Genomic DNA, 15,915 nt, shown 5'->3' with positions numbered 1-15,915 from the left:
TCCTTTATGCAGTTATAAATCTTCCTTGAGCTCGTGATCCTGTTTGCATTAAATTATATAGCTCCTGTGAAATCTTCCGAATGTCGTCCTCACTTCGAACAATCATCTGCTGTATCGTAATTAATGAACCTTCAAAAGTTCCATAGCTGCTACTAATGCCAGCTCCATTCATATTCAGATTGGAGTTGATGTCAAAATCAGTTGGGATGGCATTTTGCATATCTTGACTAACACTATTCATTGCTTTTTCAAAACCAACCCCAATACCCTCTCCAAGGTTTTCACCTATACCAGCAAATAATGTTGATGGTGAATGAATGCCAAAGAAATTTTTTATTTTATCGACAACCCCACCAAAAAAGCCTGAAATTTTATCCCAAAGCCAGGCTCCAGCATCAGAGATACCCTGCCATAATCCTTTGATTAAATTGGTTCCAATCTGAGCCATTTGCCAAATTGAACCTGTAAATCCTTTAACCAGTGCTGTAATAATTTGTGGTACAGCTTTTACAACCTCTACAATAATCGTTGGAAGGTTTTTAATCAGTGAAACTAACAACATGATCCCCGCCTGAATAATCTGAGGTATGCTACCAATAATAGCATTCACAAGAGATGACACAATCTTTGGTATAGCAGTAATAACAGTCGAAATGATCTGTGGAAGATTTTGAATCAGTGCTACTAACAATTGCACTCCGGCATCAATAAGCTGCGGGATTGAGCCCAAAATCGCTGTTATTAACCCGTCGACAATTTGCGGAATTGCTTCTACAATTACTGTGATGATTTCTGGTAAAGCTGAAATTAAAGATGTTAGAAGTTGAATACCCGCTTCAATTATTTGAGGTATTGCACCAATAATAAAATCTACTATCCCAGTAATAATGACCGGCAATGCTGCAATCAACACTGGAAGAGCATCCAAAATCCCCTGAGTTAGTCCAAGTACAAGCTGAAGTGCCGCCTCTAGGAGCATTGGTAGGTTATCCAAAAGTGCCTGCACAATTTGTATCACTGCTGATACTGCAGCTGGAATTAACTGTGGCAGTGCTTCTGCAATTCCACTGACAATAGTTCCGATCATTTGTACTCCTGCCGTAACAAGTGCCGGTAAAGTTTCAATGATTCCATTGACTAGTGTCATCAATAGTATGACAGCAGCCTCTGTTATCTTCGGTAATGCAGAGGTAAGTCCTTGAACTAGAGAAATAATTATTTGAGAAGCAATATCCACTACAATTGGCAACTGCTCAGAAATAAATTGAACTGCTTCTTCTAAGATTCCACCAAAAGCATCAATTAAGCCTTGAACACCATCTTTCTCAAAAGCTTGAGATAATTCATCAATCCAACCATTAACCATCGGAAGAACAGTTCCAGAAAGCATGGTTGTTAACCCTTCAGCAAGCTGCCCCTTTAACGAAGCAACTCCATCCTCAAGAGTTGCCATTTGCCCAGAAAAAGTTTTGGATTGTGCTTCCATTGAACCATAGAAACGCCCACCTTCTGATGTTGCTGATGCAAATGCCTCCGCAACCATGTCTGCTGAAATTGCCCCTTTTGACATTTCCTCCTTGAGTTCACCGATGGATTTTCCGGTCTTACGTGAAATTTCCTCTAATGGGTTAAAGCCTGCATTAATCATTTGCATTAGGTCTTGCCCTGTTAACTTACCGGTTGAGGACATCTGTGCAAATGCTAAAGTTAAACTTTTGAATTTTTCGGCATCCCCCTGAGATATATCACCCAACTGTTTCATTCTTATTTGAGCTTCTTCTGCAGACATTCCAAAGCTCATAAGAGTTTGGGCTGATTGAGCAAGATCTTGCATTCCAAATGGAGTAGCCGCTGCTTCCTTTTTCAGATCATTCACTAACTTTTGTGCTTTTGCCTCATCGCCCAGCATGGTAGTAAACGATGCAGTATAACTTTCCATTTGAGCGTTGTATTCAACGCCATCCTTCATCGCACCCACAAATGCTTTTCCTATTCCCGCAATAGCCGAGCCTAATGCTTTTACTCCACCGATTATGGCATCTGATAGCAGATTTGCTTTAAGTACATCTCCCAAAACAGAGGTTTTCTTAGTGGCATCATCCATTTCATTGCCAACATCATCAACATTATCAGCAAGTTCATCGGCTGCATCAGCAGCATCTTCCATGTTGTCAGCACTTTCATCTGTAGCATCGGAATGATCACGCAAACTCTTATTGTTATTTTCAAGTTCTCGTTCCATGCCATTGAGCTCAGCCAAAGCTTTATTTAATTGAATCTGCCAATTTTGAGTTCTACGATCATTTTCTCCGAAAGAAGTGGAGGCATTATCTAGTGCAGATCGTAGTGTCTCTATCTTTTCTTTTTGTGCATCGATCGTTTTTTCTAATATTTCATTACGCGCTGTTAAGGCTTGGATGGACTTATCATTTTTATCAAACTGGGAGCTGATTAGAGCCATCTCACTACCTAAGACTTTAAATGCCTGGTTAATATCACGAAGTGCATTTTTAAATTCCTTTTCGCCTTCCACTCCGATTTTTAAACCGAAATTATCTGCCAAGATTACCTCCTCCTTTCGTTGAAAAATCAAATCCCATAAGGAATAATGTCATCGATATAAAGTTCCCGCTTCGGTTTTGACATCCCAAGGAACTGCTTATGACACTCCCATAAATCCATAAGCAAGCCAATAGGTGTAAGCCATGTTTCCTCTTCAGTGCGATTTAAATGAACAGTTCCGTAATATAAAAGCCGGGTAAAGAGTTCATTCTCATTTACCCGGTTTGCACGTTTTTTGAGTCATCTTCAGACTCAATATTCCTTTTTGTTCCCTTGAACATAGCTTCTGTTAGAGCACTCTTATATGTCGCTAGTTCCAAAGGAGAAGTAAGAAGCTCAACTTCTTCTTGAGTAAGAAGCGGCTTTTTGTTATCTGGATTTCGCAGGTTATGAATGAGCAGGCTCTGATTGGCCATTAAAGTTATCAGCCAGACTATTTCATCCAGTGCCATTTCGAAGTTCTCAGACTTCATCAATTTTTCACCCAAATTTTCAAGGCCACCATATCTACCCGCAATTTCTTTCGTGGCTTTAGTAGTAAGAATAAGTTCATACTCCTGCCCGCCAATATTAATCATTGCACTTCGTTCTTTATCCATTTCAATTCCCCCTTACTCTCCAATTCCACTAGAAGCTGCGAATGTGGGCTCATACACTTCGTTGAACCAGCTATTAATAACCGTTGAAGTTACCCCTTCATCACCCTCGTTAACTTCCGCCTTCCATGGATGCTTACCTTGACCATCTAGCTTATTTCTTCGAAGCACTGTTCCTTCGATAGTTGGGGTTGAAAAAGTGATACTATCGCCTTTTGTCGCTAAGTTTGTTGCAGGAATTCCAAACTTCACACGATACAGCCAAAAGTATCGGTATTTACCGTTTGCTTTTTGTGCTCTGAAGCCAATCGCAACTGGAGCTCCACCATCCTCACTGGTTGAGATGAGCACATGATTGTCATCAATGGTAGCTCCTGTTAAATCTCCGGCAGCTGCTACACCTATATCATCAATACCGAGTGTAAGGGTACCGCTTTTAAATTCTTTTACAATCTCAGCAGCACCATCATCTGCATAAAGAGTTGCCTCAGCAAGCTCAACGGAAAGTTCTGCACTGATTGCTTTTGCCAGCGGTTTCGGTGTTTCATAGGTTTCATCACCGTTTATGTCTTCAGTGATTTTTGCATAATAAAGCCTATCAAGACCTATCGTAGCCATTTCTTATTCCTCCATTTCCAATTGAAATTCATATGATTTAGCCACATCTATGGCATAATGGTGATAATCGGTATCATCCTCATGTCCAATGTACCGACGGTCCGTTATAGTAAAATCCGCACCCAAAAGAGTGCGGACAATAGTGTTTTTTATAGTTGTATAATTTCCTTTTACAAATAAGGAAAGTCTAGCTTCCTGTACTTCATATCCTGGTGCATTATCAGCATGAACTTCGAATAAATCAATAAGTGGTGTAATTACAATATAAATATCAGGAGGAACACCAGAAAACCGTCCTGTCTCTACTGGAATATTGCACATATCTGCAATGAATTTGAGTTCATTTAATATACTCATAAGTTTTCTACCTCCTGCTCAAACCTTTTCTTCATAGCGTCAATACATGCTTTTCTTGACGCACTTCTTGCAGGCTTTAAAAATGGTTTTGGTGGCTGACCTGATTTTCCATATTCAATAATATTGGCTATCTTGGCATTACTTTCGCCATTTCTTCGTGGCTCCTTGAAACCCACCTTCACGTTAAAATTTCCATTCCTATCTACTTTTGCCGGAGACAGTCCCAGGGAATTGACAAGCTCACCAGTAGACCGACTTTTCTCTTTTGTTCCACTACCAACTACAGCTTTCAAATTTGACATTACCTTTTCTAAAACAATTTCTCCGCCTGACTCAAGTACTTTTGGAATAATTTCATCCGTCTTTTCTCCCAGTCTTGATAGTTTTAGAAGGAACTCCTCAGGCATTTTAACTTGTACTTTAGCCACTTGACCCCACCACCTTTTTTGCCAAAACTTCAATATACATGCCTCTGCCTTTTACATCTTCAACATTTGTAATCTCATAACGACCATCACTACACACAATCACCGTATTGGTAGACACCTCAACATCAGGTATCTTACGAAAGCAAAACAGAGCAGTCGCTTCAGAAAATACTGCTCGATTGGCCCATTTTTCATTACCATGACGTTCTTCTTTATAAGCACGAACAGAAGCAAGGATGATATCCTTAGATTTACCGAAACCTTCACTGTCTCTCGTTGTTTCAACGGATATGATATCAATAAAGGTGTTCATCTTACCAAAACTCATACTCTACACCTTCCAATCTCGGTCAAGTCTAAGCAGTAAATTTACAGTGTTCCAAACTTGTTGGCTTGCCTGGACGTTATCAGCAAAAAAGCCGCCAGTACTGCCATCTCGACTTTCATAGAAGTGAGATGATAACATGATGACGGCTTGCTCTGTAGTTGGTGGCATTTCATTTTCAGAATAATGTCCTTCTGGTAGATGCTGATAACTCTCGGCATAAGCGATAGCGGTGTTGATATACATTTGAAGAAGCTCATCATCGCGTTCATGCTCGAGAATTAAGTTAGCTTTTACTTTTTCAAATAGAGTCATAACCGTCACCATCCTTTTTTTAAGGCGTATCCGCAGTCATGATTCCTGCGGCTTTAAGCTTACTTAGTAAGGCATTAAAGTCTGTCACCAAAGCTTCTACAGTTTCCGCAGTACTTGCTGGTTGATTATCAAGAACAGGGAGCCCAGTTACTTTGGCTCCCTCTTCAATTACAAGCTCTCCACCTATAACTGTCTTTTCCCCGCCTTGTTCGGTGTAGTTCTTTGCGTTATAGCTCATCATTTACACCTCCCATTAAGCCTTCTGCTGAAGAACTTTGATGGCTTCAGGTAAGATAAGCTTTCCATCTACACGCTGGCTCGCAAGGAAACCAACCTGCCCTGTGGTTGCAAAAAGCTCGTTTAAACGTTTGAAAGAACGTCCCTGTCTATCGGCAATCCAATAATATCCGAAATCACCGAAGGCAATAGTTTTAGCTCCAGCTTCAATAGTAGGAGCATAAGCTGAAGTATAAACCGGACGATTTAATAAAGTATCTGGAGTACCTGCTGTTAAAGAAGGCTGCCACAGATATTGACCTTGACCGTCTTTCAGCTTACGGATTGCCTTTACTGTTGCATCATTCATCAGGAATACCGCGTTCTTTCTATATGGCGCTTTTAATGAGTAAACAAGATCGATAATCTCATCTGCAGTAATAGCAGTTGCAGACCCTGCTGTCACTCCAAGCTGTGCTCCGCCTGTTGCGTTGAAAATACCAGTAGGTTTTCCATCTCCGTCTCCAACTAAAAAAGCTTCTTCTTCCTTAGCACCGATTCTACGGGCAAATTCAGTGGAGATATAATTCTCCAGATCAAATACACTGTCATTGAGAAGTTCATCAGAAACTTTAATCATTGTACCCAGCTTGTAAGCACCAATAGATGTCTGACCGAATACAGAATCACTCTCATCAAACTCCTCACCTTCGTCAAGCCAAGCAGCTGTGCCTTTGGTCACCACAACCGGGATTTTACGATCACCACTTGAAGTTTGAATAATCTTTGCAAGTTTACGGAATACATTCTCTTCCTCAAGAGTTTGAACCAAGGTGCGCTCAAATTCATCAGGAACAAGGTATCCTCCCTCAGAATCAGTGCCTACAGATAAGGCGTTTAACACATCATGACGAGGGTTTTTGCTACGCATTACGTTCCAGAATGCTTTCCTATATTCATCACTGGCTCTTCCGGTCTTTGTATCCATCCCTGGAACAGCTGGCTTTCCAGTAAGAGGCATATTTACTGGCTTATTAAGCTCTGCTTCAAGAGCCTCTTGACGTTCCAATCTTGCTATTTCCTTACCGAGATTAATAATGTCTTCTTCCATTTTGTCATAGGTTGCTGCATCTTCTGCGGATACAAGCCCATCACTACCACGCTTTGAATCAAGAAATGCCTTTGCTGCTTCCCATGCTTTTGCGCGTTTTTCACGCAGTTCAAGAATTTTACTCATTTTTATTCCTCCTAATATTTCAATAAATTAAGCCGCTCATAAAGCAGCTCTACTGACTGTTTTACAACTGGTTTTTGAAGTTTATTCATTAGTGAATTGGTCACTGCTCTTCTGCTGAATACAAAGCTGTCTTGTAGTGAACTCTCTCCTGGTTTGAACATAATGTCATCTGCAAAACCAAGCTCAACTGCCTTATTGGCGTTTAGCCAAGTTTCAGCATCCATCAGGTGCGACAACCTTGTTCTAGATAAGCCGGTTTTAAGCTCATATGCATTGATGATGCTCTCTTTCACTTCATCAAGCATTTGGATTGCTTTTTGCATCTCCTCACTATCGCCAATAGCTATGGTAAAGGGATTATGGATCATCATCAGTGAGGTAGGAGACATTAAGACTTCCGTCCCTGCCATAGCGATGACAGAAGCAGCTGATGCAGCAATACCGTCAATCTTTACAGTGACGTTTCCTTTATAATCCATTAGCATGTTGTATATCTGAGATGCTGCAATACAATCACCACCAGGAGAGTTAATCCAAACTACTATGTCTCCTTCACCACTCATTAGCTCTTCTCTAAAAGCAGCTGGGGTAACATCATCCTCAAACCAACTCTCCTCGGCAATTGCACCGTTTAGATAGAGGGTTCGTGTCTGTGTATCTGTGTCGCGAACCCAATTCCAAAATTTCTTCATTCAGGTTTTCCCTCCAATCCTTCTTTATTTGCGAAAATACCCGCATCTTCAAGTTTGGTCATATTGCCATTGATTAGATATAAATCTCCTCCAAGCTCTGGTGGGATTCGATCAAGGTTCTCAAGCTCCCTAATATCATTGGCACTCATCCAGCCGTTCTGTCTCGCGGTTGCATACCCATTCATTCGAGAAACATAATCACCTCGAAGCAGTCCATCTACATTGAACTTGGCAAAATAAAGTTTCTTTTCATCTGGCCTTAAAAGTGCTCGGCTGATGGTCTGCTCCCAACGAATCACCCAAGGATCTAATGTGTATTTCACAAACTCCAGTGACTGTTGCTCAATATTAGAAAAGCTCGATTTTTCCAAGTCTCCTACCATATGTGGAGGTACGCGGAAAATTCGAGCGATTTCATTAATCTGAAATTTTCTTGTTTCTAAGAACTGAGCTTGTTCTGGTGAGATACCAATAGGCTGATACTTCATTCCTTCTTCAAGCACCGCTACACGATGAGAGTTACTGCTTCCCTGATAGGCTGCATTCCAACTATCCCGTACTTTTTGAGGGTCTTTAATGGTACCTGGATGCTCAAGTACCCCTCCTGGAGCAGCTCCGTTAGCAAAGAATTTAGCTCCATATTCCTCACAAGCAATTGCCATACCTATAGCATTCTTAGCCATTGCAATCGGCGAATAGCCCACTAGTCCATCAAAGCCTAAGCCAGGTATATGAAATACATCACTTGGTCTAAGTGTGACTGTCATACCTTTCATCGTAGGTGCTTCATCAGAATACTTAGTATAAGTATAATAAAGAGCGCCACTGGAATCCCGATCCACCGACATTCGATTAGGCATTAACGGATATAGTGCTATGACTTCGCCTTTGCCATTTCGAATAATTTGTGCATAGGCATTACCCCATAATAAAAGATGAGTCATTAACGTTTCTCGGAAAACGAAAGAACTCATCTCTGGATTCGGCTCATCATGTAATAAAAAATACAGTGGATGAGAAAGTGCTTTCTCCTTACCACCGCTATCAGTGTATTTATATAAGTGAAGGGGAAGTCCTGCCACAGCCTCCGCCAGTATTCTTACACAAGAATAAACCGCAGTCATTTGCATTGCTGTATGCTCATTTACTGGTTTACCGCTTGTTGTCCCACCGAAAAAGAAGCTGTAATTGCTTCCTATGGTCCGGTTCTGAGGTTTATCACGAGCTTTGAAAATATTCGAAAATAATCCCATCTGCATCACTCTCCTTAAAATTGGGCATGAAAAAAGCACCTCGCATTTGAGATGCTTTTTCAAAAATCATCATTATAACTTTACATATTCTTCTGCATCTGAACCATTATTTCCAAGATGCTTAACATCTTTAATAGTTCCATTTGCAACATTGTCATATAACCATCTTCCAAGTAATGTTGGTGGCGTTTCTATTAAATCTCTCAGAAAAAACCTCTGACCAGAAGGTAAAGACTCTATTTTCTTTACCATTCTTTTATAAAGATCTGCATAAGTACTTTTTCCGCGTAAAGCTCTTACTTTACATAATTCAGCAATATTTGGATAACCTTCTGATGCTGCCTCAGAAATTAATTGTTCTTTTTCAGCATCACTTATTGTAAATTGTACTCTGTAGCTCATTTTTACCTCCTTTTATAGACTTATGTTCAGATTTCTGTTCACAAGTCTATAATATCAGAGATTATTTTCTTCTACAAGTAAAAATTTAAAAAATGCATTGATTTAGATTAAAGAATCAATAAACCTCTTCCATCATAAACAGAACTTCCTGATCCTCCTTTGCGAATTGCTCTGTCAAGAGCCATAATAGTAGCGACAGCTCCATCGATTCTTTCAGTTGATTTTTCTTTATCCGGCTTGATATTCCCAGCAGGATCAGTACGTATAAAGATGTTATCCATCATCCATCGCAAAACCGGATGTCCACCATGGGCCAGTTTCTCCTCTAAGGTAAGCTTCATTAATTCCTTTGTAGGTGGACTCATATCTTTAAATCCCTGACCAAAAGGAACTACCGTAAATCCTAGGTTTTCTAAGTTCTGAGTCATTTGCACAGCACCCCAACGGTCAAAGGCAATTTCTCGAATGTTATATTTCATCCCAAGTTCCTCAATAAAACTTTCAATGTAACCATAATGCACCACATTTCCTTCTGTAGTGTGTAAAAAGCCTTGCTTCTCCCATACGTCATAGGGCACATGATCACGCTTTACCCTTTGGTCCAGATTATCTTCTGGAATCCAGAAATAGGGAAGTATGATATATTTATCTCCCTCATACTCAGGTGGGAAAACAAGAACAAATGCAGTAATATCAGTGGTAGAAGATAAGTCCAAACCACCATAGCATACACGCCCTACAAGGCTTTCTGGGTTTACAGTATATGCACATTTATCCCACTTTTCCATAGGCATCCAGCGTACCGACTGTTTAACCCATTGGTTTAAACGGAGTTGTCTAAACAGGTTCTCCTCTGCTGGATTTTGCTTTGCACTTTCACAAGCAATATAAATCTTTTCTATGTCAACGGTAATGCCCATTGAGGGGTTGGCTTTCGCCCACACCTTTGGATCAGTCCAGTCATCATTCTCATCAGCACCATAAATAACTGGATAAAATGTAGGGTCAACCTTTCGCCCTTCTAGGATGTCTTTAGCCTTTTGATGCACTTCGTAGCAAATAGAGTGTGTATCATTTCCGGCAGTCGTAATTAAGAAATACAGTGGCTGCTTTCTTGCATCACCAGAGCCATGAGTCATGACATCGAAAAGCTGTCTATTTGGCTGAGCATGAAGTTCGTCAAATACCACACCATGCACATTTAGTCCATGCTTGGTATACGCCTCTGCAGATAAAACTTGATAGAAACTACCTAGAGGTTTATAAACAAGTCGTTTTTGCGATAGTACCGGTTTAATTCTTGCTTTCAGAGCTGGGCATTGTTCTACCATATCAACTGCTACATCAAAAACAATGGAAGCTTGCTGTCTGTCAGATGCACATCCATATACTTCACCACCATGCTCAAAATCACCACAAGTAAGCAGTAAGGCAACCGCTGCTGCTAGCTCAGACTTTCCTTGTTTTTTAGCGATTTCGATATATGCAGTATTAAATTGACGGTAGCCATTAGGCTTTATAATGCCAAACACATCTCGGATAATTTGTTCCTGCCAGTCTATCAGTTCAAATGGCTTCCCATACCATTCTCCCTTGGTATGCTTTAAGCAATTAATAAAAGACACCGCAATGTCTGCAGCGTCCTTATCATATACCGAACCATCCGCCTTAAAGATGGTCGGCTTATATTTTTTTAGTTTACGTATAGCCGCCACCTCCCTATGGATACAAAAAAGGAACCCCCTAAGAGTTCCTTAATATTCTATAAAGTTGATTAGGTTATTTTGTTTTTTCTTCCCCTGTCAGAATAAAATGGACATACGCTTCTTTATTCTTTTCAAGGTAATCTACTAGCTCATTATAGCCTTCTTTTAAAGCAATGCTAGTCACAATCGGGATATCAAACATATTTGTTTCACCTGAATCTCGAATGGCAAGTATTTGTTTTTTTATGGTTTGGTACATTCATTATCCTCCTCAAAAGAATCCGCTACCGCTTTACGCAGAATCTCCACATCAAAACCTGCACTTTTATAGCCGTCTAGAATGGTCCTGTAATAATAACAGCTTGGCTGGCCTAATGGCCTTCCTTCATTCATGATGTAGACCATAGCCTGAACAGTTTTACCATTCAATCTCACTTTAATGGTTTCTTTACGATATAAAAATGGCCATCCTTCATAGCGGTCAAGAGCCGCTTCATCTGCCGGTGTGATATCCCAGACTAACACTGGAACACTTTCGCCTTTGAAAGGCTCTATGGTTGCCACTGCTCCCGCGTGTGATCCTCTAAAAAGCAGCCGATAACCTTTTATTATACTTGCCCCAACTACCTTGGCTGTGGGGCATCTGTTTGCCATTTGCTCCAGATTAAGATTAGAACCATAGGCAAGATATAGTTTGTTACTCATTGCTTTCCTCCTTCCTAGTTTAGGGCCTTAGGGCAGCTCAAGCCGCCCGAAACCGCCAAGCTGCATAACCTGAAAGCGCTGCTGTTAAATGCTCTCTGCAGTTTTTGAACTCTTCTCCTATAAAACCAATACGGTTTAGGTAGGTTCTCATGGCAAACTTTTCATTTTCTACTTGAGGCTTCTTCGCAGAGGCAAATTTTTGTGTTAAAGCTTGGTTGTTTAAAGCTAAGGCAAGAACAATATAGCTTCTTACCTTGCCTGCGTGCAGCTCGCTGTTAAAGCCTCTTAGCTCAACCGTATGATTCCCAGTAAAAAAGCTATGTAGATTAAGGAAATGGTATCTACTATTGTGATAATGTGTACCCCTGCTTTCGCTGTAGCCTTCATACCAAATGTCCTCAATCTGTCTCATGGTTGTTGGCTTTTTGTGGTTCATCTTCTCAACTAAAATGCTATCCATCTTCTTGCAGTAGCGCATTCGCTCTGGCGCAATCTGTAGTGCTTTATAAAAAAGATCGTTTTTACTTGCAATGATATTTATAAAGTTTCGAATACTTCTTGGGGTATGTTCAGCACCGTCTAGATGAATGTGAATGCCGCAAGATGTATTTGTAAAGGCTCCAGCTTTGCGAAGCTTTCTTACTAGCTCCTGCAAAGTTTCAATGTCCTCCCGGTAAGTTAGGATTGGGCTAACTAGCTCAACGCTATAATCTCTACCTGCAGCTACTTTTCTTCTACCTTCTTTTCTTTGACAGTGAATGCTCCCATCATACATAAATCTCCAAACTCTACCATCTGGAGTTTTTACCTTCTTAGTGTCGTAGTAAGTCCCGCCTTCACTATAAGTGCCTTGCAAAAACTCTGCAGCAACTCTGGCTGCCCTTTCCCTTGTAATCCCTGTAAATTCAATCTCGATTCCGAATTTTGCACTTAACATCGTACCTCACTCCTTTTAAAGTGTGTTTATCCTTTTGGCATGTACATATATCACTCTAAAAGGGTTAAATAGCAAGACAATTATTCGATATAAGGAGCATAATTTACACAGTTTTTCTTTACTTTTTCAGGATAAAACGTGTGCTTTATTCTTCAATCCTTCTGCAGGAATCCTCGCCATATACAATACCTAATGAGCTTCCAGAGTCCCAATTCACATGGATGGTTCCAATATCATCTACACTAATGACAGTTCCTCTCGTCCCAGGTTCCAGTTTGGTATAGGGATCATTCATCTTTACTAAAACCACTCGTGTTCCAGGCCTATAGATACTTCTGAGTTGTTCTAAGACATTAGGGTTAATGGTTTTCAAATTCCATCTACCTCCTCCTGCTTAGCAACTACACTTTTAAATGCAGAACTTCCGTTCAGTTTGGAAAGGAGTATCTTTCTTGCGGCCTTGTATTCTTCACCGATAAATCCTAACCTTAACAGAAAACAACGAAAGGCATACTTTTCATTATCCACTTCCTTAGCTGTGGCAGTGATTCTCTTCTGTTTTTTTGCCATATCACAAAGGGCTGTAATGAAATGCGTGTAAGCTTTAACTTTCTCAGCATCTTCATCAAAGGAAAACCAAGGGAATCGTAGAGTTTCCTCTGTTTGCTCAATAGGTAATTCCTCTACTCCAAGTGCTTTTTTAATGAGATCTCCTTTGCTTTCCAGAATCTTTTCCAAGTTACTTAAGGCAATGTCGGTGAAGTTTTCCTTAGGTATTTCAATTACCAACAAATCTGTATTATCTGTAAGCCCCTGTTCCAGGCCTTCTGGTTTCACATAAGTAAATCCTCGACTATTAAGTTCATCAAGCAGTTTGACCGCTTTTTCGCCCACAACACCCTCATCAAAAATAAGAGCACCTTCCTTATCCACTTCAAATCTGCCTATTTGATAAATAAATGTTGGTGCGCCTTTGTATTCAGGCTTTTCACCTAGTACTTCTCCAATCGCAGTAACGAGGGCCTTTCTCTCACCACCAGTACGATTAAATTCAATTTTCATCCTACATACCACCTTTCTTATTTGGTAGTACCATATATCACTCTAACGCTACACAATAGCAAGTTATTTCTGTGCAAAAATGAATTTAAAACTTGCTCTATCAATCTAATTCATCAGAAGATGTGGCTGCCACATTAAATGGAATCTTCTCTTTTTCTCGAATGACATATACCTCTTTATCTGTTCCAACCTGCTCGATGTAACGCTTCACAATAACATCGCAGTACTTTTCATCCAGCTCGATGGTATAGCAAATTCTATCGGTCTGTTCACAGGCAATCAGCGTCGAGCCAGAACCTCCAAAAGGATCAAGTACGATACTATTAGTAAGGCTAGAATTCATAATGGGGTAGGCAATTAAAGCAATGGGCTTCATAGTCGGATGATCTGCATTCTTTTTCGGCTTATCAAATTCCCAAATGGTTGATTGCTTACGGTCTGAATACCAGAGATGCTTCCCCTTCTTTTTCCAACCGAATAGCACCGGTTCATGCTGCCACTGATAAGGGGATCTTCCAAGAACCAATGACTGTTTCTTCCAAATACAAGTACCGGAAAGATAAAAGCCTGCGTCAACAAAGGCTTTTCTAAAATTAAGTCCTTCTGTATCAGCATGGAAAACATATATACTTCCATCTGATGCCAATACCGATTCGATATTCTTAAAGGCATCTAATAAAAATTGATAAAATGCGTCATTGGCCATATTATCATTTTTGATTTTCCCAGCGGTTCCTTCATAGTTGACATTGTATGGGGGATCAGTTACCACCAGATTGGCGACCTTTCCTTCCATTAAAATGTTATATGTTTCTTTTTTTGTGCTGTCTCCACATACCAGTCTGTGCTTACCAAGTATCCATACATCTCCTAAACGCGAAACAGCGGGCTTACTCAGCTCGCTGTCCACATCGAAATCATCTTCTCTTATTTTGTCTTTCAACGTATCCTTGAAAAGATCATCTAGTTCTCCGGGGTCAAAGCCTGTCAGCGATACATCAAAGTCTGCAGCATTTAAGTCTGTAATGAGAAGTGCTAGTTTCTCCCTATCCCAATCTCCATTTATTTTGTTCAATGCAATATTGAGGGCTTTTTCCTTTTCCTCATTCATCTCAACAACTACGCAATCCACTTCTTCCATACCCATGTTCAGTAGGATTTTCAACCGCTGATGGCCACCAACTACTCTGCCTGTGGTCTTATTCCAAATAACCGGTTCGACATATCCAAACTCCTCAAGAGAGCGTTTAAGTTTCTCATATTCTGGATCTCCTGGCTTTAAGTCCTTTCTAGGATTATAATCAGCAGGGATTAGTAGCTCCGTTTTAATCTTCTCTATTAGCATACTTTTCCACCACCTCCCTTAACTTGCTGTATCTATTAACATCCTCCCAAGGAAACAGGTAGCTGTTAAAATGCCCGTAAACCGCTGTATCCGAGTAGAGGATATTTCTTAGATGCAGCTTTTCAATAATTGCTGCTGGTCTAAGGTTAAAAACCTCCTGAGCTGCAAGGGCTAAAATCTCATCAGGAACTGTTCCGGTTCCAAAAGTATTTATAGAAAAAGCTACAGGATTTGCCTTGCCAATGGCATAGGAAATAGCCACTTCACATTTCTCTGCCAAATCACACCACACAATATGTTTAGCAATATACCTAGCCATGTAAGCTCCGCTTCGGTCAACTTTGGTCGGATCTTTCCCACAAAGTGCTCCGCCACCATGTGATGCAAGTCCACCATAAGTATCCACCATGATCTTTCTTCCAGTTAAACCTGTATCTGCAGCAGGTCCTCCTAATACAAACTGTCCAGATGGATTAATAAGAATTTCTGTTTCATCATCAAAAGGGAAATCCTCAAAACACTGCCATAACACATTATTTAGAATATCTGATTTTAACTCTTCCTGAGTTTTATTCTTTTCATGCTGAACTGACACTACAATGGTCTTAACTCTCACTGGAACATCATCATTATACTCAATGGTCACCTGTGCTTTTCCATCGGGAAGGATACCTTTAATAAGTTTACCTTTCCTTGCCTCATCTAGTCTCTTTACAATTCGATGAGATAAGACAAGGGGAAGGGGAAGCATTTCTCTAGTTTCTATTGTGGCATACCCATACATGGTCCCTTGATCTCCGGCACCGACAGAACCATATTGTTCGTTTACACCATTTCGTGCTTCCAGTGCAGTATTTACACCAGCTGCAATATCAGGACTTTGATTGTGTACATATACATAAATCAAAAATTTCAAAGGATTATAACCCACTTGTTTTAATACATTCCTGACAATGTATCTGATATCAATTTTCTCGCTGCAGGAGATCTCGCCCGCCACGATAATTTTCCCTTTAGTAGCCATAACCTCACACGCTACGCGTGACGCTTTATCTCTTCTAAAGCATTCATCCAAAATATTATCAGCAATAATATCGCACAGTTTATCAGGATGTCCTGCACATACACTTTCTGCTGTTAAATATCTCTTACTCATCTC

Annotated in this window: 20 protein-coding genes; all 20 read right to left on the bottom strand. The window is 40.3% G+C overall.

From position 1 onward, the window contains the following. Nucleotides 1-4 precede the first annotated feature (4 nt). Nucleotides 5-2,563, bottom strand: coding sequence for a phage tail protein (locus tag FC14_RS01200; protein ID WP_056975866.1), 2,559 nt, complete (start codon nucleotides 2,561-2,563; stop codon nucleotides 5-7). Nucleotides 2,564-2,777: 214 nt separating this feature from the next. After that, nucleotides 2,778-3,161, bottom strand: coding sequence for a hypothetical protein (locus tag FC14_RS01195; RefSeq protein WP_009052880.1), 384 nt, complete (start codon nucleotides 3,159-3,161; stop codon nucleotides 2,778-2,780). A 12-nt stretch (nucleotides 3,162-3,173) separates the two neighbouring features. Continuing rightward, complete coding sequence (locus FC14_RS01190) at nucleotides 3,174-3,776, bottom strand: major tail protein (protein WP_009052881.1); 603 nt, start codon at nucleotides 3,774-3,776, stop codon at nucleotides 3,174-3,176. 3 nt (nucleotides 3,777-3,779) lie between these two features. Then, entirely contained in the window at nucleotides 3,780-4,133 is a 354-nt protein-coding gene (locus tag FC14_RS01185) for a hypothetical protein (protein ID WP_009052882.1), read from the bottom strand. Next, nucleotides 4,130-4,561, bottom strand: coding sequence for an HK97-gp10 family putative phage morphogenesis protein (locus tag FC14_RS01180; protein ID WP_009052883.1), 432 nt, complete (start codon nucleotides 4,559-4,561; stop codon nucleotides 4,130-4,132). Before FC14_RS01180 ends, FC14_RS01185 begins: the two co-directional genes overlap by 4 nt. Then, nucleotides 4,554-4,889 carry a head-tail adaptor protein gene (locus FC14_RS01175; protein ID WP_012268680.1) on the bottom strand — a complete coding sequence of 112 codons (336 nt, stop codon included), beginning with the start codon at nucleotides 4,887-4,889 and terminating at the stop codon, nucleotides 4,554-4,556. The genes FC14_RS01180 and FC14_RS01175 overlap by 8 nt, the downstream gene beginning before the upstream one ends. Before the next feature lie 3 nt (nucleotides 4,890-4,892). Beyond that, entirely contained in the window at nucleotides 4,893-5,201 is a 309-nt protein-coding gene (locus FC14_RS01170) for a head-tail connector protein (RefSeq protein WP_009052885.1), read from the bottom strand. Between the two features lie 19 nt (nucleotides 5,202-5,220). After that, entirely contained in the window at nucleotides 5,221-5,439 is a 219-nt protein-coding gene (locus FC14_RS01165; RefSeq protein ID WP_012268679.1) for a hypothetical protein, read from the bottom strand. A gap of 15 nt (nucleotides 5,440-5,454) precedes the next feature. After that, complete coding sequence (locus FC14_RS01160) at nucleotides 5,455-6,654, bottom strand: phage major capsid protein (protein WP_056975865.1); 1,200 nt, start codon at nucleotides 6,652-6,654, stop codon at nucleotides 5,455-5,457. Between the two features lie 11 nt (nucleotides 6,655-6,665). Continuing rightward, nucleotides 6,666-7,346 carry a head maturation protease, ClpP-related gene (locus FC14_RS01155; protein WP_056975863.1) on the bottom strand — a complete coding sequence of 227 codons (681 nt, stop codon included), beginning with the start codon at nucleotides 7,344-7,346 and terminating at the stop codon, nucleotides 6,666-6,668. Then, the gene (locus tag FC14_RS01150) at nucleotides 7,343-8,599 is read right to left on the bottom strand and encodes a phage portal protein (protein ID WP_095899805.1); all 1,257 of its coding nucleotides are present in this window, start codon (nucleotides 8,597-8,599) and stop codon (nucleotides 7,343-7,345) included. Before FC14_RS01150 ends, FC14_RS01155 begins: the two co-directional genes overlap by 4 nt. Before the next feature lie 72 nt (nucleotides 8,600-8,671). After that, on the bottom strand, nucleotides 8,672-9,001 hold the full coding sequence (locus FC14_RS01145) for a hypothetical protein (protein ID WP_041160356.1): 330 nt from the start codon (nucleotides 8,999-9,001) through the stop codon (nucleotides 8,672-8,674). A gap of 107 nt (nucleotides 9,002-9,108) precedes the next feature. After that, nucleotides 9,109-10,707 (bottom strand): terminase large subunit, encoded by a 1,599-nt coding sequence (locus FC14_RS01140; RefSeq protein WP_056975976.1) that lies wholly within the window; start codon nucleotides 10,705-10,707, stop codon nucleotides 9,109-9,111. A gap of 73 nt (nucleotides 10,708-10,780) precedes the next feature. Then, complete coding sequence (locus FC14_RS01135) at nucleotides 10,781-10,966, bottom strand: DUF5049 domain-containing protein (protein ID WP_009052891.1); 186 nt, start codon at nucleotides 10,964-10,966, stop codon at nucleotides 10,781-10,783. Beyond that, nucleotides 10,951-11,412: a gamma-glutamylcyclotransferase family protein gene (locus tag FC14_RS01130; protein WP_056975861.1), complete on the bottom strand. Its 462-nt coding sequence runs from the start codon at nucleotides 11,410-11,412 to the stop codon at nucleotides 10,951-10,953. The genes FC14_RS01135 and FC14_RS01130 overlap by 16 nt, the downstream gene beginning before the upstream one ends. A 37-nt stretch (nucleotides 11,413-11,449) precedes the next feature. After that, on the bottom strand, nucleotides 11,450-12,349 hold the full coding sequence (locus FC14_RS01125) for an amidoligase family protein (protein WP_056975859.1): 900 nt from the start codon (nucleotides 12,347-12,349) through the stop codon (nucleotides 11,450-11,452). Nucleotides 12,350-12,494: 145 nt separating this feature from the next. Continuing rightward, nucleotides 12,495-12,722 (bottom strand): DUF4314 domain-containing protein, encoded by a 228-nt coding sequence (locus tag FC14_RS01120; protein WP_039652078.1) that lies wholly within the window; start codon nucleotides 12,720-12,722, stop codon nucleotides 12,495-12,497. Beyond that, nucleotides 12,719-13,411, bottom strand: a complete 693-nt coding sequence (locus FC14_RS01115; RefSeq protein WP_042679859.1) for a virulence protein — start codon at nucleotides 13,409-13,411, stop codon at nucleotides 12,719-12,721. Before FC14_RS01115 ends, FC14_RS01120 begins: the two co-directional genes overlap by 4 nt. A 100-nt stretch (nucleotides 13,412-13,511) precedes the next feature. Continuing rightward, nucleotides 13,512-14,756, bottom strand: coding sequence for a site-specific DNA-methyltransferase (locus FC14_RS01110; RefSeq protein ID WP_056975858.1), 1,245 nt, complete (start codon nucleotides 14,754-14,756; stop codon nucleotides 13,512-13,514). Then, nucleotides 14,737-15,912, bottom strand: coding sequence for a methionine adenosyltransferase (gene metK, locus FC14_RS01105; RefSeq protein ID WP_156655709.1), 1,176 nt, complete (start codon nucleotides 15,910-15,912; stop codon nucleotides 14,737-14,739). The genes FC14_RS01110 and metK overlap by 20 nt, the downstream gene beginning before the upstream one ends. Nucleotides 15,913-15,915 lie beyond the last annotated feature (3 nt).

The organism is Ligilactobacillus agilis DSM 20509 (assembly GCF_001436215.1).
Taxonomy (GTDB): Bacteria; Bacillota; Bacilli; order Lactobacillales; family Lactobacillaceae; genus Ligilactobacillus; species Ligilactobacillus agilis.
Note: the sequence above shows the minus strand (reverse complement) of the source record. Positions and strands in the feature narration are given on the sequence as shown.